This is a genomic window from Streptomyces sp. NPDC024017, assembly GCF_040638895.1.
Taxonomy (GTDB): domain Bacteria; phylum Actinomycetota; class Actinomycetes; order Streptomycetales; family Streptomycetaceae; genus Streptomyces.
In genome coordinates this window covers 43975-64470 of sequence record NZ_JBEZYZ010000008.1, presented here as the reverse complement: position 1 = coordinate 64470, position 20496 = coordinate 43975, and the positions used below count along the sequence as shown (strand labels likewise).

Here is a 20496-nt window from a genome sequence, read left to right as displayed (position 1 = left end):
CGTCCCCGGCGGCCGGGCGCCGGCGGAGCCTTGTCCCGGCGTCGGTGCGTGGTCGTCGGGGTGGGGGGTGGCGTTCACGGCAGATACCTCATGGGGTGGTTCCGGATCATGCGGGTGGGGGCTGCGGGTCGAGAAGCTTCACTCGGCCCGGCTGTGGGGCGCGAAGTCCGCGGCGTGCGGGTGTGGCGGCGTGCGGGCCCATGGCGGCCGGACACCTGGCGGCCGGGCACCTGGCAGGCAGCGGCCTGGCCGGCAGCCCGGCAGGCAGGCGGCCTGGAGCGGGGGCACGGCGCGGGCTCCCGCGCCGTAGAGGCTCACCACGTTCAGGGTGCGGCTGCCGTGCCACCCCCACGGCACCGAGCCGCTGCCCGGACCGCGTCGGCCAAGCGGTCGAGTACGGCGGCCGCTTGTTCATCGGTGATGGTCAGGGGCGGAAGCAGTTGCACGACGCTTCCGTGACGGCCGCCGAGTCCGACGATGAGGCCGCGCCGCAGGCACTCCCGCTGGACGGCGGCAGCCAGTTCGGGGGCGGCGGGGAGGGGTCGGCGTCCGCTGCCCGGCATCACCGACGCTTCCACGCCGCCCTCCGCAGCCCCGGAAGTACCCGAGCAACCGGGCTCGCCCTCCCCCGCCGGATCCACCAGCTCGACCCCGATCATCAGCCCCCTCCCGCGCACATCTCCCACGCAGGCGAATTCAGAGGCCAGCGGCTGGAGCCGGCCCATCAGGCGTGCCCCCAGGGTCGCCGCGCGCTCGGCGAGGGCGTTCTCGCGAACGTGGGCGAGGGTCGCCGTGCCGGCGGCCATGGCGAGCTGGTTGCCGGGGAAGGTGTCGGTGGGGGTGCCGGGTTCCCAGGTGTCGAGGTCGTCGCGGTAGACCACGACGGCCAGCGGCAGGCTGCCGCCGATGGCCTTGGAGAGGACCATCACGTCGGGGGTCACGCCACTGTGCTCCACTGCCCAGAAGGCGCCGGTCCGGCCCACGCCCGTCTCGATCTCGTCGGCGATCAGCGGAATGGACCGGTCGGCGGTGAGTTGTCGCATGCGCCGCAGCCAGGTGTCCGGTGCCGGCATCACCTCGCCCTCGCCCTGGACGGGCTCGACGATCACCCCGGCGGGCAGGGGCACCCCGGAGCCGGGGTCGTCGAGGAGCGACTCGGTCCAGCGGGCGGCGAGGACGGCACCGTGCTCGCCCCCGATACCGAAGGGGAAGCGGTGGTCCTGCGGGTAGGGCGGGCGGGCGACCCGCGTGTCATGGGCTTCCGCGGACGTGTCGTAGAGGGCCCTGTCGGCACTTCCGTGACCCGTGCCGGTGAACGGACCGCCGCCGGTGAACGCCAGGAGACCGCTCCGTCCGGTCGCCGCGCGTACCAGCGCGTGGGCGGTCTCGACGGCTTCGCTGGCGGCCGGGCCGCAGAAGCGCACCCGCGCCCGCTCGGCGAGGCCCGGCGGCAGGGTGCGGAACAGCTCGGTGAGGAAGGCGTCCTTGACCGGTGTCGCCAGGTCGAGGGCGTTCAGTGGTGCCCCGGAGTCCAGGACCTTGCGGATGGCCTCCAGGACGACGGGGTGGTTGTGGCCGAGGGCGAGTGTGCCGGCGCCGGAGAGGCAGTCCAGGTAGCGGCGGCCGTCCGCGCCCTCGATGGTCAGTCCCCGGGCCCGCACCGGCACGATCGGCAGGGCACGGGCGTAGGTCCGGGCGGCGGATTCGCGTGCGGCTTGGCGGCGCAGGATTCCCTCGTGCGCCGAGCGCGGGGCGGGGGCGGTGTCGTCGACGGCCCCGCCGGGGAGGGATGTCACCTGCGTACGCCCCACAGCGGCCTCCTCCGACGCACAACCCCCATGGGTGGATTCCGCCACGGCTTCCCTGACCTCCCACTGGGCACGGGCACAGAGGACCGCGCACAGACAGCAGGCCCCCCACCGCTACCAACCCCGGACCACTCACCGGGTTACGGGTTGCCTCAAGATCCTTTCCGTGACGGAACTGTTGCGGACCCGTCGGATCGCCCCCACAGCCACCGCATAGTGTGTGGTGCCGTTCCCGGACACCGTGAGGTCGCCCCGAACTCCCCGCGAGGCAGCGGGAATCGGGCCGAATCGCCGGTTCGTCCACGTTCGTTCCGCATCAGGGGGATTCAGATCATGCGATCCACACGCCCGTCGTCCCGTTCCGGCCGAGGAGGGAGGGCGCGCCGCAGGAACTCCCCCGTGCTGGCCGCCATGGCCCTCGCCTCGGCGCTCGCGCTGACCGCCACCGCCTGCGAGTCGGGCGACGCCACGGCGGACGGTGAGGCCTCCGCGTCGGCCACCGCCTCCGACGACGGCAAGCTCAGGATCCCGGACGACATCAGGGACCGCCTCCGCGAGCACGGGATCGACATCGACAAGTGGAAGAACGGCGCCTGGAAGAACTGGGACCGGGACGACTGGCTGCGCGAGGCCAACGAGTACGTCAACCCGATCATCGAGGGGCTCTGGAACCCGGACCGCATGAGGGAGGCCGAGGAGCCCGACCAGGGCGTCGACGACAGCGACCTCTCCGGTGACCAGGGTGTGACGGACCCGACGCCCGAGCCGGTCCAGGCACAGGCCGTGCCGCCGTCGTACCACGCCAACGCCCCGACGGCCGGGAAGGTGTTCTTCGACTCCCCCGAGGGGTCGGCCGTCTGCTCGGCGACCGTGGTGAAGGACCCGGCGCACCCGGGCAAGTCCAACCTGGTGTGGACGGCGGGCCACTGCGTGCACGCGGGCAAGAACGGCGGCTGGTACCGCAACATCGCGTTCGTGCCGTCGTACAACGACGACGGCAAGCCGGTGGCGGAGTTGGAGAACGCCACCCGCGAGGATGTCGCTCCCTACGGTGTCTGGTGGGGCGACTGGGCGCAGACCTCGGACCAGTGGATCGAGCAGGGCGGTTCGACGGGTGGCGACGGCGCGCCGTACGACTTCGCTGTCATCCATGTGACGCCGGAGAAGGGCAGCGGCGGCAAGTCGCTGGAGGAGATGGTCGGTTCGGCGCTGCCGGTCGACTTCAAGGCGCCCGCGGTGCCGCAGGTGAAGAGCGTCACGGCGATCGGCTACCCGGCCGCACCGCCCTACGACGGGCAGAAGCTGTACCGGTGCCAGGACCGGCCCGGGCGGCTGTCGGTCACCGCGTCGGATCCCACGATGTACCGCATCGGCTGCACCATGACCGGCGGTTCGTCCGGCGGCGGCTGGGTGGCCACCAGTGCGGACGGCAAGCCGGCGCTGGTGTCCAACACCTCGATCGGCCCGGTGACGTCGGGCTGGCTGGCCGGACCGCGCCTGGGTGATGTGGCCAAGGGCGTGTACGACTCGGTCAGCAAGAAGTTCGCCGGTCGGTGACGGCCGGCTGAACCGCGCCGTCGGCGGGGCGGCGCACCCGGGGCACTCCGGGCACCCGGGGTGCCCGGAGAACCCCGAGCGCCCTGCGCACAAGAGCCCCCGGGACTCATGAGATCCGGCCTGGGGGCTCTCGGAAACCTTCACCGCCCCACCCCGGTACGCCCCCAACTCCCCGGGCATAGTGGGGTGTCGCGCGGGGACAACACCGCGCCCATGACATGCGCACGCAACACCAGCACCACATTCATGAGCACCAACGGGGGTCATCGCACCATGCGTTCCACACGTACGCCCGCACCCAGGCGCGGGCGGCACACCGTCCTCGCCGCAGCCGGGCTCGTCGCCGCCCTGGCGCTCACCGCGACCGCCTGTGACGGTTCGGCGGACTCGGCGAGCGACAAGCCCGACGCCACCAGCTCCCAGGCCGCCGCGAACGGTGACGGCAAGGTCAAGATCCCGGCCGATCTCGCGGGCAAGCTCAAGGAGCACGGGATCGACGTCGACCGCTGGAAGGACGGCGGCTGGAAGGACTGGGACAAGGACAAGTGGCTCAGTGACGCCAAGGACTTCGTCAACCCGGTGATCGAGGGCCTCTGGAAGCCGGAGCGGATGCAGTCCGCCGAGGAGGCCGACAAGACGGTCACGACGAAGGACGCGTCGGCCGGCCAGGGCGTCAGCGACCCGGATCCGGCACCCGTCCGGGCCCAGGCCGAGAAGACGCCGTACCACCGCAACGCGGCGCCGGTCGGCAAGGTCTTCTTCGACTCCCCCGACGGCCCGGCCGTCTGCTCGGGCACGGTCGTCAAGGACGTCAACCACCCGGGCAAGTCCAACCTGGTGTGGACGGCGGGCCACTGCGTGCACGCCGGCGGCAACGGCGGCTGGTACCGCAACATCGTCTTCGTCCCCGCCTACAACGACCTCGGCAAGTCCGAGGCGGAGCTCGGCAACGCGAACCCGAGCGAGACCGCCCCGTACGGCAACTGGTGGGCGAACTGGGCCTCGACCTCGAACCAGTGGATCCAGGGCGGTTCGGAGACCGGCGGTGACGGAGCCGCGTACGACTACGCCGTGCTGCACGTGAAGCCGGAGCAGGGCGCCAAGTCCCTGGAGGAGACGGTCGGCGCCGCGCTGGACGTGGACTTCTCCGCCCCGTCCGCAGCCGAGGCCGCCAAGATGGGCGCCTGGGGCTACCCGGCCGCGCCGCCCTACAACGGCCTGAAGATGTTCAAGTGCGTCGACATCCCCGGCCGGTTCTCCCTCGCCCCGACCCTGCCGACGATGTACCGCATCGGCTGCTCCATGACCGGCGGTTCCTCCGGTGGCGGCTGGTTCCGGGTCCTGAACGGCAAGTCGGTGCTGGTCTCCAACACCTCGATCGGCCCGGCCGACAACACCTGGCTGGCCGGTCCGCAGCTGGGCCGCGACGCCGAGGCGCTCTACCAGAACATGAGCAAGACGTACGGCGGCCGGTGACCCGCACATGCTGAAGGCCCGCTCCCTGTGACAGGGGACGGGCCTTCTCGCGTTCGGACGAGCCGCGCGCTCAGGCCGGGCTCAGAGCGCCGGCGCCGGAACGTACGGCGTGAGTTCCGCCGCCAGTTCCTCGTGCACCCGCACCTTGAGCAGGGTGCCCTCCGGGGTGTGTTCCTCGGAGATCACCTCGCCCTCGTCGTGGGCGCGGGCGACCAGCTTGCCGTGCGTGTACGGCACGAGCGCCTCGATCTCGACCGACGGGCGCGGCAGCTCGTTGTCGATGAGCGCGAGCAGCTCCTCGATGCCGAGGCCGGTGCGGGCCGAGACGGCGATGGACCGCTTCTCGACGCGCAGCAGCCGCTGGAGCGTCAGCGGGTCGGCCGCGTCGGCCTTGTTGATCACGACGATCTCGGGTACGTCGGTGGCGCCGACGTCCCGGACCACCTCGCGCACGGCGGCCAGCTGCTCCTCCGGGAACGGGTGCGAACCGTCCACCACGTGCAGGATCAGGTCGGACTCGCCGACCTCCTCCATCGTGGAGCGGAACGCCTCGACCAGGTGGTGGGGCAGGTGGCGCACGAAGCCGACCGTGTCGGCCAGCGTGTACAGCCGTCCGCTCGGGGTCTCGGCCCGGCGCACGGTCGGGTCGAGGGTCGCGAACAGGGCGTTCTCGACCAGCACGCCCGCGCCCGTGAGGCGGTTGAGCAGCGAGGACTTGCCGGCGTTGGTGTAGCCCGCGATGGCCACGGACGGCACCTTGTGACGCTTGCGCTCCTGGCGCTTGATCTCGCGGCCGGTCTTCATCTCCGCGATCTCCCGGCGCATCTTCGCCATCTTCTCGCGGATCCGGCGCCGGTCCGTCTCGATCTTGGTCTCACCGGGACCACGGGTGGCAAGGCCGCCGCCCTTGCCGCCGCCCATCTGCCGGGACAGCGACTGACCCCAGCCGCGCAGTCGCGGCAGCATGTACTGCATCTGCGCGAGCGCGACCTGTGCCTTGCCCTCTCGGGACTTGGCGTGCTGGGCGAAGATGTCCAGGATGAGCGCCGTCCGGTCGATGACCTTGACCTTGACGACGTCCTCGAGGTGGATCAGCTGGCCCGGGCTGAGCTCACCGTCGCAGATGACGGTGTCCGCGCCCGTCTCGACGACGATGTCGCGCAGCTCCTGGGCCTTGCCGGAGCCGATGTACGTGGCCGCGTCGGGCTTGTCGCGGCGCTGCGTGACACCGTCGAGCACCATCGCGCCGGCCGTCTCGGCGAGGGCGGCGAGCTCCGCGAGGGAGTTCTCCGCGTCCTGCACGGTTCCCGACGTCCAGACGCCGACGAGGACGACCCGCTCCAGGCGGAGCTGGCGGTACTCGACCTCGGTGACGTCCTCGAGCTCGGTGGAGAGGCCCACCACACGGCGCAGGGCCGCGCGGTCGGAGCGGTCGAACTGGTCGCCGTCCCGCTCTCCGTCGATCTCGTGGCTCCAGGCGACGTCCTCTTCCATCAGGGCATCGGCCCGAAGACCCTCGGGGTGGCTGTGCGCGAAGCGCTGGGTGTCCTGGGAAAAGGAAGAAGAGGAGGTCATTGGATCCTTACGTAGGTGGGAAGCCGTTCACTGTCTGCAACGCACGGGCGGCCCGGGAGATTCCCGGCGCTCCGTGCCGCGCCGACCTGAAGATGGTCGCACGGCACGGGGCGTCTCGTCATCGTGTTATCGGGCGGGCGTCCTCGCCGGCCGGACCTGCTTCGCCGGGGCCTGCGGCTTCGCCGGCGCCTCCGGCTTCCAGTCCGGGTGCCCCGGCATCGGCGGGGTCTTCTCGCCGTAGAGCCAGCCCCGGAAGAAGCCGTCCAGGTCGCGCCCGGAGATCTCGGCGGCGAGCCGGACGAAGTCCTCCGTCGTGGCCGTGTCGTCCTGGTGGCGGACGACCCAGGCGCGTTCCAGGCGTTCGAACGCCGGGCGGCCGATCTCCTGGCGCAGGGCGTACAGGACGAGCGCGGAGCCGTCGTACACGTTGGGCCGGAAGATGCCGGTCTTGCGGCCGGCGTCGGGCGCCTTGGGGGCGGCGGGTGGTCCGCCGGCGGCGCGCCAGCGGTCCGAGGCGCCGTAGGCGGCCTTCATCCGGTCACGCATCGGCTTGTCGGCCTGTTCCTCGGCGTACAGCGCCTCGTACCAGGTGGCGTGCCCCTCGTTGAGCCACAGGTCGGACCAGGTGCGGGGGCTGACGCTGTCGCCGAACCACTGGTGGGCCAGCTCGTGGACCATGATCGACTCGACGTACCACTCGGGGTGGACGGGCTCGGTGAAGAGCTCCCGCTCGAAGAGGGAGAGGGTCTGGGTCTCCAGTTCGAAGCCGGTGGAGGCGTCGGCCATGAGCAGGCCGTACGTCTCGAAGGGGTAGCGGCCGACCTTGCTCTCCATCCAGGCGATCTGGCCGGGGGTCTTCTCCAGCCAGGGTTCGAGCGCCTTGCGGTGCTCGGTCGGGACGACATCCCGTACGGGCAGCCCGTGCGGGCCGGTGCGGTGCAGCACCGTGGAGCGGCCGATGGAGACCTGGGTGAGCTCGGTGGCCATGGGGTGCTGGGTGCGGTAGGTCCAGGTCGTGGACCCGCCGGACTTGTCCACGCCGGCGGGCAGCCCGTTGGCGACGGCCGTGTGACCGTCGGGAGCGGTGACCCGGATGGTGAACATCGCCTTGTCGGAGGGGTGGTCGTTGCACGGGAACACCAGGTGCGCGGCGTCGGCCTGGTTGGCCATGGCGAGGCCGTCCGCAGTGCGCACCCAGCCGCCGTCGCGGCCCTCGACGGGCACGGGATCACTGGTGTGCCGCACGGTGATCCGCATCCAGTTGCCGTCCGAGACCGCGTCCTCCGGCGTGATCACCAGGTCCTCGCCGGCGGTGCGGAACTCCGCGGGGTCGCCGTCGACCTCGACCGACTCGACCGTGCCGTGGGCGAAGTCCAGGTTGACGCGGTCCAGGTCGGCTGTCGTCCAGGCGTCGATGGTGGTGACGGCCCGCAGCGGCTCGCTGTTGCTGCCCGGATAGGTGAAGGAGAGGTCGTACGACGCCACGTCGTAGCCGGGGTTGCCGAGGTGCGGGAAGAGCCGGTCGCCTACGCCGAGCGGGACGACGGGGGCGCTCGCGGCGACGAGGCAGACGGAGATCGCCGAGGTGAGCAGGGCGGCGGCGGTCCAGGGCCGACGGGTGGGGGTGGTGGCCTGGCTGTGGGGGGTCAGGAGCATGCCCCACGGCTATCAGCGCGCGGGCGAGCGGCGGGGACGGCGCGCTTCCGTCCCACCCGAACCGGGGACCGGGGCCTGCGCCGGGTGCCGTCCCCGCCGCCCGCGAGGCCGTCCGGACGCCCGGGCCGGTTCAGCCGCCCTGGGGCTGCGGTTGCGCCCGGCTGACGTCGTACACCCCGGCCACATTGCGCATCGCGCGCATCAGGGCGGGCAGGTGGCCGGCGTCCGGGAGCTGCACGGTGTAGGTGTGCCGCACCTGCTGCTGGGTCGGGGGCTCGACGGTCGCCGAGACGATCTCGGCGCCCTCGGAGGCCATGGCCTCGGTGAGGTCGGCCAGCAGATGGGGACGGACGAACGATTCGGCGACCAGGGTGACCCGGCACTCGGCGGCCTCCCCCCAGCGCACGCCCACCTCCGCGCGCCCCCCGTCCTTCATACGCGCCACCGCGGCACACTCCACCCGGTGCACCGTGACCGCTCCCCCGCGCACGGCGAAGCCGGTGATGTCGTCCGGCGGTACGGGCGTACAGCAGCGGGCGAGCCGGACGGTCGCGCCGGGCAGGTCGGCGAGGACGGTGCCGGTGGCGGAGCGGTCGGCGGGCTGGCCGGAGGCCGCCTCCGGCTCGTGTACGTCGGCGGGCCGGAGGGCTGTCCGGTCCTCGGCGATCCGGGCCTCGCTCTGCTGGGACTCCGCCTGGACCGGGTGGGCGGCCAGCCACCGCTGGATGGCGATCCGGGCCGCGGGCGTGTGGGCGTGCTCCAGCCATTCCCGGGAGGGCTCCGACACCGCGTCCTGGCCCATGAGGAGCTGGACGGTGTCGCCGTCCTTCAGGACGGTGCTCAGCGTCGCCAGGCGGCCGTTCACCCGGGCGCCGATACAGGCGTGCGCGTCCTCGCCGTACTGCGCGTACGCGGCGTCCACGCAGGTCGCTCCCTCGGGCAGGCCGAGCGTGCCGCCGTCGGGCCGGAAGACGGTGATCTCACGGTCCTGGGCGAGGTCCTCGCGCAGGGTCGACCAGAAGTGGTCGGGGTCGGGTGCCGCCTCCTGCCAGTCGAGGAGCCGGGAGAGCCAGCCGGGGCGGGTGGGGTCGACGCGCTCGCCGTCGGCCGGGTCGTCGGGGGCCGGTGCGTAGGGGTTTCCGAGGGCGACGACACCGGCCTCGGCGACCTTGTGCATCTGGTGCGTGCGGATGAGGACCTCGACGACCTGGCCGTCCTCACGCGCCACGGCGGTGTGCAGCGACTGGTACAGGTTGAACTTCGGTACGGCGATGAAGTCCTTGAACTCCGAGACCACCGGCTTCATACAGGTGTGCAGTTCACCCAGGACGCCGTAACAGTCGGCGTCCTCGTTCACCAGGACCAGGACGCGGCCGAAGTCGGAGCCGCGGAGCCGGCCGCGTTTGCGGGAGACGCGGTGCACCGAGACGAAGTGGCGAGGCCGGATGAGGACTTCGGCCGGGATGTCCGCCTCGCGGAGCACACCGCGCACCTCGTCGGCGACCTCGGCGAGCGGGTCGTCCGTGCGAGCCGCGTTGCGGACGATCAACTCCCTGGTCTGCGCGTACTCCTCGGGACGCAGGATCGCGAAGACCAGGTCTTCCAGTTCGGTCTTGAGCGCCTGGACGCCGAGCCGTTCGGCGAGCGGGATGAGCACGTCACGTGTCACCTTGGCGATGCGCTCCTGCTTCTCGGGGCGCATGACGCCGAGGGTGCGCATGTTGTGCAGCCGGTCGGCGAGCTTGATCGACATGACGCGGACGTCGTTGCCGGTGGCGACGAGCATCTTGCGGAAGGTCTCGGGTTCGGCGGCAGCGCCGTAGTCGACCTTCTCGAGTTTGGTGACGCCGTCGACGAGGTAGCGGACCTCCTCGCCGAACTGGTCGCGGACCTGGTCGAGTGTCACGTCCGTGTCCTCGACCGTGTCGTGCAGCAGGGATGCCGTCAACGTCGTGGTCTCGGCGCCGAGTTCGGCGAGGATCAGGGTCACGGCGAGCGGGTGCGTGATGTACGGCTCGCCGCTCTTGCGCATCTGGCCGCGGTGCGAGGACTCGGCCAGCACGTAGGCGTGGCGCAGGGGTTCGAGGTCCGCTTCGGGGTGGTGGGCGCGGTGGGCCTCGACGACATGGCTGATGGCGTCGGGCAGCCGGCCACGGGCGGCGGGGCCGAGCAGGGCCGCGCGGCCGAGGCGGCGCAGGTCGATCCGGGGGCGGGCCTTTCTGCGGGGGGCTGTCGGCGTCACCGGTCCTGACACCGCGCCCGGCATCGGGCCTGGGGTCACGGAATTCGTGGCCTCCGCACTCATGGGCACCTCCGGCTGCGTCAACCGGCGGACGGGGTGCCCCAGGACACGGCTCAGGGGGCGGCTTCGGTCCCCCGTCCGGGCCGGTGCTTGATGCTACCGAGCCCACCACGCCCGACTGACCGCCTCTCGCCGAGCGTGAAACTGATCACCCATTCGAGGGACGAATGTGAGGTTTGTACCCCCATACGTCTCGACCCTCACGATGCGATTCCCGCCAAGTGGCCGGTTTCCAACGGTGGTTTCGGGTCGGGTGGCCGAAGGTGCGCGGGTGTTTCAGGACGACCGGCCCCGGCTCACACGGACGTGGCGGCTTCCAGCCAGTCCGCGTCGATCTCGCCCTCGGCCACGATCACGGCCGGGCCGGTCATCTCGATCTCGCCGTCGGGCCGCTCGGTGATCACCAGCGTGCCGCCGGGGACGTCCACGGTGTAGGTCGCGGGGGCGCCGGTGGCCGTCGGGTCGGCGCCGTCGCGGCGGGCGGCGGCCACGGCGACCGCACACGCGCCCGTACCGCACGAGCGGGTCTCGCCGGAGCCGCGTTCGTGCACACGCAGCGCGACGTGCCCGGGGCCGCGGTCGACCACGAACTCGACGTTCACCCCGTCCGGGTAGGCGGCGGCCGGGCTGAAGGGCGGCGGGGAGAGCAGATCACCGGCGTGCGCCAGGTCGTCCACGAAGGCGACCGCGTGCGGGTTGCCCATGTTGACGTTCCGCGCGGGCCAGCTGCGCTCGCCGACGCTCACCGTGACGTCGCCCTCGGGGAGCACCGCCCGGCCCATGCCCACGGTCACGTCTCCGTCCTTGGCGATGTGCACCGTCTTCACGCCCCCGCGCGTGGCGACCGCGAGGTCTCCCTCGGTCACGTGACCGGCGCGCTGGAGGTAGCGCGCGAACACCCGCACGCCGTTGCCGCACATCTCGGCGATCGAGCCGTCGCCGTTGCGGTAGTCCATGAACCACTCCGCCTCGGCCGCCATGCTCTTCGCCTCCGGGTGGGCGGCGGACCGCACGACGTGCAGCAGCCCGTCACCGCCGATGCCCGCGCGCCGGTCGCACAGGGCGGCGACGGCGGCCGGGGGCAGGTCGATGGCGTTCTCGGGGTCCGGGACGATCACGAAGTCGTTCTCGGTGCCGTGACCCTTGAGGAAGGCGATCCGCGTGCTCATGCCTCGATCGTAAGGGCTGCCTGCGACAGCGCCCGAACGCCCGTCCGGCGATCAGCGCAGTCGCGCCACGCGCCACACGGCCAGGACCACCACGAGGGCCACGACCAGGGCGTACGCGAGGACGACCCGCCAGTCGGGTCTGCGGCCGGAGCCGCGGGCCGGCAGGCCCGGCCAGGTGTAGCCGACGCGGCGGGCGGCCATCATGCCCCAGCCGGCCGCGCACGAGCAGATCAGCAGGCCCAGCATGGCGATGACGGCCCCGCTGTCGCCGAAGTCGAAGGCGAGCGGGAAGGCGAACATCAGGGAGCCGAGTGCCGCGAGGCTCACGATGGGTGCCAGCTGCCAGATGCGGAGCCGGCGCTGGGGGCGCAGCTCGACCTCGACCTCGTCGGCGAACATCTCGCCGGGCTCGGGGCCGTCGTCCGTCACACCCTGTGTCTCGTCGGGCCCGTCGGAGCTGAGGTGATCCGCCTCCTGCTCCGGCGCGTCCCCGCCCGCCGCCGCATCCCGCTCGGCGGTGATGTGATCAGTGCTTCGTGCGGTGTCGCGAGGGCCGGCCTCCATCGCCACGCGCCCTCCCAACTAGGACTCAACTCGGTCGATCGAAGCTCGATGATGGCACGCCGTCGAAGGACCGGATGACGGCCTGGGCGACCCGATGCCATGACGTGATCAGGCTGTAACCGGTCGTTCGACCAAGGACAGCGCGAGCTGCGGAAGTTCTGTGAGATCGGCCGCTGCCCCACTCAACCAGTGCACCCGCGGGTCGCGCCTGAACCATGAATCCTGACGGCGCGCGAAGCGCTTGGTGGCACGCACGGTCTCGGCCCGCGCTTCCTCGACGGTGCACTCCCCGGCGAGCGCCGCGAGGACCTGCTGGTAGCCGAGCGCACGCGAGGCCGTACGCCCTTCACGCAACCCCTGCGCCTCCAGCGCATGCACCTCGTCCACGAGGCCGGCATCCCACATCCGGTCGACCCGGCGCGCGATGCGCTCGTCGAGCTCGGGGCGGGCCACGTCGACGCCGATCTGGAGGGTGTCGTACACCGAGTCGTGGCCGGGGAGGTTGGCCGTGAAGGGCTTGCCGGTGATCTCGATCACCTCAAGGGCGCGCACGACCCGGCGGCCGTTGCTCGGCAGGATCGCGCGAGCCGCCTCGGGGTCGGCGGCGGCCAGGCGGGCGTGCAGCGCGCCGGAGCCGCGCAGCGCGAGCTCCTCCTCCAGGCGGGCGCGGACCTCGGGGTCGGTGCCGGGGAACTCCAGGTTGTCGACGGCCCCGCGCACATACAGGCCGGACCCTCCGACCAGGATCGGCCAGCGGCCCTCGGCGAGCAGCGCGTCGATCCGCTCCCGGGCCAGGCGCTGGTACTCGGCGACGGACGCAGTGACGGTCACGTCCCAGATGTCCAGCAGGTGGTGGGGGACGCCGTCGCGCTCCTCGGGCGTCAGCTTGGCGGTGCCGATGTCCATCCCTCGGTAGAGCTGCATGGAGTCGGCGTTGACGACCTCGCCGCCGAGACGCTGGGCCAGGAAGACGCCCAGATCGGACTTTCCGGCCGCAGTTGGTCCGACGACGGCGATGACTCGGGGGGCGGGGGGTGCACTGCTCACCGCCCCAGTCTCGCAAACCTCGAACCCTGGTCTCGAACGAGTTACGTGACGCGACGGCCGCGGGGTCGTTGCCCGTTGCGAGGTTCCTGCCGCCGGATCGCAGAGGCGGTGGCCCGGGCCGCGCAAACGGACGCACCGGGCAACACGGGATTTCGCCCGCACGAGTAACTTTGGAGTGGATATGGGCGTTTTTGCACGACTCCTCCGGCGGTCGAAGGCCACGGCGGAGACGCCTGCAGCCGAGGCTCAGACCGACACGGCGAAGGCCGGGCCCGAGACGGAGGCGGCCGAGGCCGCGGAGACGAAGGACACCGACGGAGCCGACGGAGCCGAGGAAGCGTCGAAGCCGGCTGCCGAGGCCACCACCGAGGTCACGGAGTCCGAGGGCGTCGACATCCCCAAGCAGCAGTCCACCGACAAGGCTGCCGACAACGAGGCCGGCGAGGGCGCCCGTACGTGACCGCCCCGCGCGAGGGAAGGTGAGCCATGGGTCTCCTGGAGAACGTGAAAGCCAAGCTGGGCCCGGCCGGGCGCAAGGTCTCGGATCTCGCACAGCGGCACGAGGGAAAGATCCACCACGGCCTCGACAAGGCCGCGCATGCCGTCGACAAGAGGACCAAGGGCAAGTACAGCGACAGGATCCAGTCGGGCACGGGCCGGGCCAAGGGCGCCATGGACCGACTCACGCACCATGGCGACCGCACACCTCACACACGCGGCACGACGACGCCGCCCGGGACAGGCCGGACGGCTCCCTCACGGGACGCGGCTCCCTCACGGGACGCGGGCGGCACTCCAGGTCCGGAGGCACCGCCTCCCACTTCCTGAGCGCGCATCGGCGCAGCTGGTCACGAGCGCACACCGGCATGCTGCAAGGCACATCGGCGGACGGCCGCGGAGCACGGGCTCCCGGCCGTCCGCCGTTTCCCGCGCCTTGCCGCCCGGTCTACGACCAGGCGGCGACGACGTATCCCACGCCGTACGGCGCGTCCTCGTACAGCAGGGAGCCCCCGAGGTCCGCGCCCTCGGCCGCGCCCGCCAAGACCTGCCAGGGGGCCCGGCCGGACACCTTCAGCTCGTGGGCCAGCCCGGTGTCCAGCGTGTGGAGGGCGGCCGCGTCCGCCGTGCCGAGCGCCCGGGCGATCTCCTCGTCGAAGGGCGCCGCCCGTTCGTCAAGGTAGCCCGGGGCCTTGAGCGTCCGGCACGCGCTGGCGTCACCCATCACCAGCAGGGCCACCCGCTCGTCCCGGGCGGCGATGTCCCTCCCGGTCCGCGCGCACAGCTCGGGCGGGTACGACTCCCCCACCCCGAGTCCCTCGACCGGGGCGTCGGACCATGCGGTCCGCTCCAGCAGCCAGGCCGCCACCGCCAGCGCGTACGGCAGCCGCGGTGCCGTGTCCGCGCCCTCGGCCGCTCCCAACCGTACGTCGAGGTCGACGCCGAAGCCCCGGAAGGACCCCGCTGTTCCCTCCGGGTACGTCTCGGGCCCGGCGCTGGCCACCGGGCCGACGACCACGAGCCGGCCGGGCCTGGCGGCGGCGAGCACGCCCAGCGCGTCCGTGCAGGCGGCCCGTGCGGCATCCAGTTCCGGGGCGGCACCGGCGGCGACCTCGGGGACCAGCAGGGGCGGGCAGGGGCAGACAGCGGCGGCGACAAGCATGATCGGCAGGGTAACTCTCAGGAGCCGCCGCCACCGCACAGGGCAGCGGCGGCCCGGCTCAGTCGCAGCCGCACCCGCTCGCCACGGCCTGCAGGGGCTCGGGGGCGCCGATCTTCGGCAGGCCCAGCATGACGCCGACGGGCTTGGTCTTCTCGGCCGCGTTCCGCTTCTCCCAGGCGTCGCCCGCGCGTGTGCGCCGCACGTCGAGCACGGGGCCCTCGGCGAGGAGGTGGTGCGGGGCGGCGTAGGTGATCTCGACCGTCACCACGTCGCCGGGGCGGACCTCCTGGTCCGGCTTGGTGAAGTGGACGAGGCGGCTGTCGGGCGCGCGGCCGGACAGGCGGTGGGTGGTGTCGTCCTTGCGGCCCTCGCCCTCGGCGACCATCAGCTCCAGCGTGCGGCCGACCTGCTTCTTGTTCTCCTCCCAGGAGATCTCCTCCTGGAGGGCGACGAGCCGCTCGTAGCGCTCCTGGACGACCTTCTTGGGGATCTGGCCGTCCATCTCGGCGGCCGGGGTGCCGGGGCGCTTGGAGTACTGGAAGGTGAAGGCCTGGGCGAAGCGGGCCTCGCGCACCACGTGCAGCGTCTGCTCGAAGTCCTCCTCGGTCTCGCCGGGGAAGCCCACGATGATGTCGGTGCTGATCGCGGCGTGCGGGATGGCGGCGCGGACCTTCTCGATGATCCCCAGGAAGCGCTCCTGGCGGTAGGAGCGGCGCATCGCCTTCAGGACCGGGTCCGAGCCGGACTGGAGCGGCATGTGCAGCTGCGGCATCACGTTCGGCGTCTCGGCCATCGCGGCGATGACGTCGTCGGTGAAGTCCCGCGGGTGCGGGGAGGTGAAGCGGACGCGCTCCAGGCCGTCGACCTTGCCGCAGGCGCGCAGCAGCTTGCTGAAGGCCTCGCGGTCGCCGATGTCGGAGCCGTACGCGTTGACGTTCTGACCGAGCAGTGTGATCTCGGAGACGCCCTCGGCGACCAGGGCCTCGATCTCGGCGAGGATGTCGCCGGGGCGGCGGTCCTTCTCCTTGCCGCGCAGGGCCGGGACGATGCAGAACGTGCAGGTGTTGTTGCAGCCGACGGAGATGGAGACCCAGGCCGCGTACGCGCTCTCGCGGCGGGTGGGCAGCGTCGAGGGGAACGCCTCCAGCGACTCGGCGATCTCGACCTGTGCCTCGTCCTGCACGCGCGCGCGTTCCAGCAGGACGGGCAGCTTGCCGATGTTGTGCGTGCCGAAGACGACGTCCACCCAGGGCGCCCTCTTCACGATGGTGTCGCGGTCCTTCTGCGCGAGGCAGCCGCCGACCGCGATCTGCATGCCGGGGCGGCTCGCCTTCTTCGGGGCGAGGTGGCCGAGGTTGCCGTACAGCTTGTTGTCGGCGTTCTCCCGCACGGCGCAGGTGTTGAAGACGACGACGTCCGCCTCGCCGTTCGAGCCCTCGGGGGCGCGGACGTAGCCCGCGTCCTCCAGCAGTCCGGACAATCGCTCGGAGTCGTGGACGTTCATCTGGCACCCGTAGGTGCGTACCTCGTACGTGCGCGTGCCGCCCACTGACTGGCTCCGGTCGATGCTGCTCATGGGGACAAGGGTAGGCGGTCGGCGAAGGTGACTCGTCCGCCTGTGGACAACCCCGCATCCGGCTCAGGGCTCGATGAGTCCGGCCCTGATCGCGTACCGGGTCAGCTCCAGGCGGTCGCGCATGCCAAGTTTCTGGAGGAGGTTGGCCCGGTGGCGCTCGACCGTCTTGGCGCTGATGAAGAGGAGTTCGCCGATCTCCTTCGAGGTGTGGCCCTCGGCGACCAGCTTGAGGATCTCCTCCTCGCGTTCGGTGATGGCCCGTTCCGGCAGGCCGTCGCCCCGGTGCAGCCGCTCCAGGTAGGAGCGGACGAGGGCGCGTTCGGCGCCCGGGTAGATGAACGGCTCGTCGCGCACGGCCGCCCGGCAGGCCTCGACCAGGTCGCGGTCGGCGACGGACTTGAGGACGTAGCCGCCGGCTCCGGCCCTGAGTGCCTCGAAGAAGTACTCCTCGTTGTCGTACATGGTCAGGATCAGGATGTGCAGGTCGGGCAGTCGGCGGGAGAGTTCCCGGGCGGCCTGGAGGCCGGTCATCCTGGGCATGGCCACGTCCAGGACGGCCAGGTCGACAGCGGTCTCGCGGGCGCGCGCGACGGCCTCGGCCCCGTCGCCGGCCTCGGCGACGACCGTCAGGTCCGGTTCCCCGTCGAGGATGAGGCGCACGCCCCGGCGCACGAGGGTGTGGTCGTCGGCGAGCAGGACACGGATCGGTGGGGCCATCAGCCGGGTCCTTCGGTCACCGGCACGCGCACCGTCACCGGCACGCGCAGCCGTACGTCGGTGCCCCCGCCCGGCGCCCGTTCCAGGGTCAGAGCGGCGCCGATCAGCAGGGCGCGTTCGCGCATGCCCGTGAGGCCGGCGCCCTCGGGGGCGTCGCCGAGGCCCCTGCCGTTGTCGCGTACGAGGAGTTCGACGCCGCCGGGGACCGGCTGGAGGCGGAGTTCGGCGCGGTCGGCCGCGGCGTGCCGGGCGGTGTTGGTCAGGCCCTCCTGGGCGACTCGGTAGACGACGAGTTCCGCTTCCGGGGGCAGGGCGGGGAGCTCGCCGGTGACGTGGTGGCGCACGGTCAGCCCGTGGGTCGTGAACTCGCCGGTGAGCGACCGCAGCGCGCTGGCCAGCCCTAGCTCCTCCAGGACCCCGGGGCGCAGGCGGCGGGCGATGCGGCGGATCTCGTCCAGGCCGGCCCGGGTCGCCTCCTGCGCCTGGCCCACCTCCTCGCGAAGGTCCTCGGGCGCCCGGTCGGCGACGCGCTTGAGCTGGAGGAGGACGGCGGTCAGGGTCTGCCCGACCTCGTCGTGGAGCTCCCGCGCGATCCGGTGCCGTTCGCTCTCCTGTGCGGACAGCGCACGGGCGGCGCCCGCGGCCCGCTCGGCCTCCAGCCGGTCGAGCATCGTGTTGAACGTCGTGATCAGCCCGGCCGTCTCCGCCGGTCCCGCGACCACCGGCCGGGAGCCCGGGCGCAGCAGGTCCGCGGTGGCCATGGCCCGGTCGAGGCGCTGCAGGGGCACCAGGCCGAATCGCAGGACGAGCGCGTTGCCGGCGAGCAGCACCACCAGGCCGCCGAGCAGAACGATGGCCTCGCCCACGAGGACGGGGGTGGACACGGTGACCGGGCCGAGCAGCAGCGCCGTGGCCACGACCAGGCCGGCGGCGTTGAGCGAGAAGATCCGCCAGAACAACGACACGCTTCCGGATCCGCTCCTTCCCGCCTTCGCGCGGTGCACCGCCCCCGCCACCGTCTCCGGCGACCGGCCGCTGCGTATATCCGTCACAACACCCATGTCGTCACCGTACGGCCGGATGGGAGCATGCGGACTTGACCCGTCCGATGGTCGAGACCGCTCATCAGACCGACAAAGTGCAACGAACGAGATGAACAAGGGGAAGCAACGTGTCAGCTCCGCGCCTGAGGGCGACGCCGCTACCGGGGATCGGGGTCCAGTACGACCTGGAGACCCGGGAACACCGCCATCTGTCGGTGGTGGCGCATCGCGACGGCACGCGCACGGTGAACGTGTACCGGTCCGACGACCCCGACTCGTGTGCACAGTCCCTGCGGCTGACCAGCTCGGAGGCCGGTTCGCTGATCGACGCGCTGAAGCCGTCCCACCACAGCCCGAGCCTGCTGTACACCACGGACCTGGGGCTGGTCGCCGAGCGGATCGAGGTGGCCGCGACCTCGCACTGGAACGGGCGGGTGCTGGGCGACATGCGGATGCGGACGGAGACGGGCGCGTCGGTGGTGGCGGTGCTGCGCCGGGCCGAGGCCATCCCGTCGCCCGCGCCGGACTTCCGCCTGGCCGGCGGTGACACGCTGATCGTCGTCGGGACCCGTGAGGGCGTCGACGCGGCGGCGACCATACTCGGGCGGGAGTGAGCCGTTGCACTCCGCGGTTCTGCTCATCGAGTTCGGTTCCATCATTCTCGGCCTCGGCCTGCTCGGCCGGTTCGCCGCCCGGTTCCGGCTCTCGCCGATCCCCTTGTACCTCCTGGCCGGTCTGGCCTTCGGTGAGGGCGGGCTCCTGCCGCTGGGCGCGAGCGAGGAGTTCGTCGCCACGGGCGCGGAGATCGGTGTCATCCTGCTGCTGTTGATGCTGGGCCTGGAGTACACGGCGAGCGATCTGGTCTCCAACCTCAAGACCCACTACCCGTCCGGTCTGGTCGACTGCGCCCTCAACGCGTTGCCCGGGGCGGCCGTGGCGCTGCTGCTCGGCTGGGGTCCGGTGGCCGCCGTCGTGCTGGCCGGTGTCACCTGGATCTCGTCGTCCGGCGTGATCGCGAAGGTGCTCGGCGATCTGGGCCGGGTCGGCAACCGGGAGACGCCGGTGATCCTCAGCGTGCTGGTGCTGGAGGATCTGGCGATGGCGGTCTACCTGCCCATCGTCACGGCGCTGGTGGCGGGAGCCGGGCTGATGGCCGGCGGTGTGACCCTGGCGATCGCGCTGGGCGCGGCGGGGTTCGTGCTGTTCCTGGCCCTGCGCTACGGCAGGGTCATCTCGCGGTTCGTCTCCAGCGACGACCCGGAGAAGCTGCTGCTGGTGGTGCTGGGCCTGACGATCCTGGTCGCGGGTGTCGCGCAGCAGCTCCAGGTGTCGGCGGCGGTCGGGGCCTTCCTGGTGGGCATCGCGCTGTCGGGGGAGGTCGCGGAGGGTGCGCACACCCTGCTGAGCCCCCTGCGTGACCTGTTCGCGGCGGTCTTCTTCGTCTTCTTCGGGCTGCACACCGACCCGTCGAGCATCCCGCCCGTCCTGCTGCCCGCCCTCGGACTGGCCGCCGTCACCGCGCTGACGAAGATCGCCACCGGGTACTGGGCAGCCCGCCGGGCCGGGATCTCCGTCAAGGGCCGCTGGCGGGCGGGCGGCGCGCTGGTGGCCCGCGGCGAGTTCTCGATCGTCATCGCCGGTCTGGCCGTCGCGGCGGGTGTCGAACCGTCCCTCGGCCCCCTGGCCACGGCCTACGTGCTGATCCTGGTCGTTCTCGGTCCGCTCACCGCGCGCTACACGGAGCCGGTGGCGACCTGGTGGGCCCGGCGCCGCGAGCCCCAGCGCCCGGAGCCCGCGCCCCGGGCGGCCGAGGCCGAGGCACCGGTCGCCGACTGAGGAGGGAGTGAGCCGGGCGGCCCGGGTCCTGGTGACCCGGTGCGTGCTCCCCGGGACGACCCGGGTCAGGCGTCGCCGCCCGGCACCCATCCCTGTCTGCGCAGCACCCCCGGCACGTCCGGCGCCTCGTAGTGCTCCCCCTTGAGGACCTTGCCGTCCTCGCGGCGGGAGACCGAGCCGTCGGGGCCGATCTTCGTCATGTTGGAGCGGTGGATCTCGGCGAGCACCGCATCCAGGTCGATGCCGTGCACGAGGGCGGTGCCGTACGCGACGTAGACCACGTCGGCCAGCTCGTGGGCGAGCCGGTCGAGCGGGCCCCGCACCGAGACCTCGGCGACCTCCGCGGCCTCCTCCGCGAGAAGTTCGCCGCGGTGGGCCGCGAGTTCCGGGGAGACCTCCGTCGGCGTACTGCGGGCGTCCAGGCCGAAAGCGCGGTGGAATTCACGGACCAGGTCGGCGGGCGAAGAGCTCATGGGGGCGACTGTAGTGACGGCCACTGACACTCCCCGC

General features: G+C 72.1%; 18 protein-coding genes. 6 read left to right on the top strand and 12 right to left on the bottom strand.

The features are described 5' to 3' along the window. Nucleotides 1–323: 323 nt before the first annotated feature. Nucleotides 324–1796 (bottom strand): aminotransferase class III-fold pyridoxal phosphate-dependent enzyme, encoded by a 1473-nt coding sequence (locus AB0G20_RS22390; protein WP_361305826.1) that lies wholly within the window; start codon nt 1794–1796, stop codon nt 324–326. A gap of 345 nt (nt 1797–2141) precedes the next feature. On the opposite strand from AB0G20_RS22390, the gene AB0G20_RS22385 reads away from it, so the two are divergent. Continuing rightward, nucleotides 2142–3365, top strand: coding sequence for a hypothetical protein (locus AB0G20_RS22385; RefSeq protein ID WP_361305167.1), 1224 nt, complete (start codon nt 2142–2144; stop codon nt 3363–3365). Nucleotides 3366–3638: 273 nt separating this feature from the next. Beyond that, nucleotides 3639–4841, top strand: coding sequence for a hypothetical protein (locus tag AB0G20_RS22380; protein ID WP_361305165.1), 1203 nt, complete (start codon nt 3639–3641; stop codon nt 4839–4841). An 81-nt stretch (nt 4842–4922) separates the two neighbouring features. Here AB0G20_RS22380 and hflX read toward each other — a convergent pair whose 3' ends face one another. From hflX to miaA, 6 genes are all read right to left on the bottom strand, one after another. Beyond that, nucleotides 4923–6416 carry a GTPase HflX gene (gene hflX, locus AB0G20_RS22375; protein WP_361305163.1) on the bottom strand — a complete coding sequence of 498 codons (1494 nt, stop codon included), beginning with the start codon at nt 6414–6416 and terminating at the stop codon, nt 4923–4925. Between the two features lie 126 nt (nt 6417–6542). Continuing rightward, nucleotides 6543–8072, bottom strand: coding sequence for a M1 family metallopeptidase (locus AB0G20_RS22370; protein ID WP_361305161.1), 1530 nt, complete (start codon nt 8070–8072; stop codon nt 6543–6545). A gap of 130 nt (nt 8073–8202) precedes the next feature. Further along, complete coding sequence (locus tag AB0G20_RS22365; protein ID WP_361305159.1) at nt 8203–10377, bottom strand: HD domain-containing protein; 2175 nt, start codon at nt 10375–10377, stop codon at nt 8203–8205. A gap of 293 nt (nt 10378–10670) precedes the next feature. After that, nucleotides 10671–11543: a diaminopimelate epimerase gene (dapF, locus tag AB0G20_RS22360; RefSeq protein ID WP_361305157.1), complete on the bottom strand. Its 873-nt coding sequence runs from the start codon at nt 11541–11543 to the stop codon at nt 10671–10673. Nucleotides 11544–11594: 51 nt separating this feature from the next. Then, nucleotides 11595–12107: a hypothetical protein gene (locus AB0G20_RS22355; RefSeq protein ID WP_361305824.1), complete on the bottom strand. Its 513-nt coding sequence runs from the start codon at nt 12105–12107 to the stop codon at nt 11595–11597. A 108-nt stretch (nt 12108–12215) separates the two neighbouring features. After that, complete coding sequence (miaA, locus tag AB0G20_RS22350) at nt 12216–13154, bottom strand: tRNA (adenosine(37)-N6)-dimethylallyltransferase MiaA (protein ID WP_361305155.1); 939 nt, start codon at nt 13152–13154, stop codon at nt 12216–12218. A gap of 181 nt (nt 13155–13335) precedes the next feature. Here miaA and AB0G20_RS22345 point away from each other — a divergent pair, with 181 nt between their 5' ends. Both AB0G20_RS22345 and AB0G20_RS22340 read left to right on the top strand, forming a co-directional pair. Further along, a complete protein-coding gene (locus AB0G20_RS22345) occupies nt 13336–13614 on the top strand; it encodes a hypothetical protein (protein ID WP_361305153.1) in 279 nt (92 codons plus the stop codon). A 26-nt stretch (nt 13615–13640) separates the two neighbouring features. Beyond that, a complete protein-coding gene (locus tag AB0G20_RS22340) occupies nt 13641–13982 on the top strand; it encodes an antitoxin (protein WP_361305151.1) in 342 nt (113 codons plus the stop codon). A gap of 118 nt (nt 13983–14100) precedes the next feature. On the opposite strand, the gene AB0G20_RS22335 is transcribed toward AB0G20_RS22340, so the two are convergent. The 4 genes from AB0G20_RS22335 to AB0G20_RS22320 form a co-directional block, all read right to left on the bottom strand. Next, complete coding sequence (locus tag AB0G20_RS22335; protein WP_361305149.1) at nt 14101–14814, bottom strand: class III extradiol dioxygenase subunit B-like domain-containing protein; 714 nt, start codon at nt 14812–14814, stop codon at nt 14101–14103. Between the two features lie 58 nt (nt 14815–14872). Then, complete coding sequence (gene miaB, locus AB0G20_RS22330) at nt 14873–16390, bottom strand: tRNA (N6-isopentenyl adenosine(37)-C2)-methylthiotransferase MiaB (RefSeq protein ID WP_361305147.1); 1518 nt, start codon at nt 16388–16390, stop codon at nt 14873–14875. A 63-nt stretch (nt 16391–16453) separates the two neighbouring features. After that, nucleotides 16454–17107: a response regulator transcription factor gene (locus AB0G20_RS22325; RefSeq protein ID WP_361305145.1), complete on the bottom strand. Its 654-nt coding sequence runs from the start codon at nt 17105–17107 to the stop codon at nt 16454–16456. Further along, entirely contained in the window at nt 17107–18168 is a 1062-nt protein-coding gene (locus AB0G20_RS22320; protein WP_361305143.1) for a sensor histidine kinase, read from the bottom strand. Before AB0G20_RS22320 ends, AB0G20_RS22325 begins: the two co-directional genes overlap by 1 nt. A gap of 110 nt (nt 18169–18278) precedes the next feature. On the opposite strand from AB0G20_RS22320, the gene AB0G20_RS22315 reads away from it, so the two are divergent. Together AB0G20_RS22315 and AB0G20_RS22310 are read left to right on the top strand one after the other, a co-directional pair. Then, the gene (locus AB0G20_RS22315; protein WP_361305141.1) at nt 18279–18764 is read left to right on the top strand and encodes a TrkA C-terminal domain-containing protein; all 486 of its coding nucleotides are present in this window, start codon (nt 18279–18281) and stop codon (nt 18762–18764) included. Nucleotides 18765–18768: 4 nt separating this feature from the next. Continuing rightward, nucleotides 18769–19986 (top strand): cation:proton antiporter, encoded by a 1218-nt coding sequence (locus tag AB0G20_RS22310; protein WP_361305139.1) that lies wholly within the window; start codon nt 18769–18771, stop codon nt 19984–19986. 65 nt (nt 19987–20051) lie between these two features. Here AB0G20_RS22310 and AB0G20_RS22305 read toward each other — a convergent pair whose 3' ends face one another. Then, the gene (locus AB0G20_RS22305) at nt 20052–20459 is read right to left on the bottom strand and encodes a MazG nucleotide pyrophosphohydrolase domain-containing protein (protein WP_361305137.1); all 408 of its coding nucleotides are present in this window, start codon (nt 20457–20459) and stop codon (nt 20052–20054) included. Nucleotides 20460–20496 lie beyond the last annotated feature (37 nt).

Bases quoted from the DNA above. Each gene is read 5' to 3' on its own strand.
- AB0G20_RS22385 (WP_361305167.1), top strand. From the start codon at position 2,142: ATGCGATCCACACGCCCGTCGTCCCGTTCCGGCCGAGGAGGGAGGGCG.
- AB0G20_RS22380 (WP_361305165.1), top strand. From the start codon at position 3,639: ATGCGTTCCACACGTACGCCCGCACCCAGGCGCGGGCGGCACACCGTC.
- hflX (WP_361305163.1), bottom strand. From the start codon at position 6,416: ATGACCTCCTCTTCTTCCTTTTCCCAGGACACCCAGCGCTTCGCGCAC.
- AB0G20_RS22370 (WP_361305161.1), bottom strand. From the start codon at position 8,072: ATGCTCCTGACCCCCCACAGCCAGGCCACCACCCCCACCCGTCGGCCC.
- AB0G20_RS22365 (WP_361305159.1), bottom strand. From the start codon at position 10,377: ATGAGTGCGGAGGCCACGAATTCCGTGACCCCAGGCCCGATGCCGGGC.
- dapF (WP_361305157.1), bottom strand. From the start codon at position 11,543: ATGAGCACGCGGATCGCCTTCCTCAAGGGTCACGGCACCGAGAACGAC.
- AB0G20_RS22355 (WP_361305824.1), bottom strand. From the start codon at position 12,107: ATGGAGGCCGGCCCTCGCGACACCGCACGAAGCACTGATCACATCACC.
- AB0G20_RS22345 (WP_361305153.1), top strand. From the start codon at position 13,336: ATGGGCGTTTTTGCACGACTCCTCCGGCGGTCGAAGGCCACGGCGGAG.
- AB0G20_RS22340 (WP_361305151.1), top strand. From the start codon at position 13,641: ATGGGTCTCCTGGAGAACGTGAAAGCCAAGCTGGGCCCGGCCGGGCGC.
- AB0G20_RS22335 (WP_361305149.1), bottom strand. From the start codon at position 14,814: ATGCTTGTCGCCGCCGCTGTCTGCCCCTGCCCGCCCCTGCTGGTCCCC.
- miaB (WP_361305147.1), bottom strand. From the start codon at position 16,390: ATGAGCAGCATCGACCGGAGCCAGTCAGTGGGCGGCACGCGCACGTAC.
- AB0G20_RS22325 (WP_361305145.1), bottom strand. From the start codon at position 17,107: ATGGCCCCACCGATCCGTGTCCTGCTCGCCGACGACCACACCCTCGTG.
- AB0G20_RS22320 (WP_361305143.1), bottom strand. From the start codon at position 18,168: ATGGGTGTTGTGACGGATATACGCAGCGGCCGGTCGCCGGAGACGGTG.
- AB0G20_RS22305 (WP_361305137.1), bottom strand. From the start codon at position 20,459: ATGAGCTCTTCGCCCGCCGACCTGGTCCGTGAATTCCACCGCGCTTTC.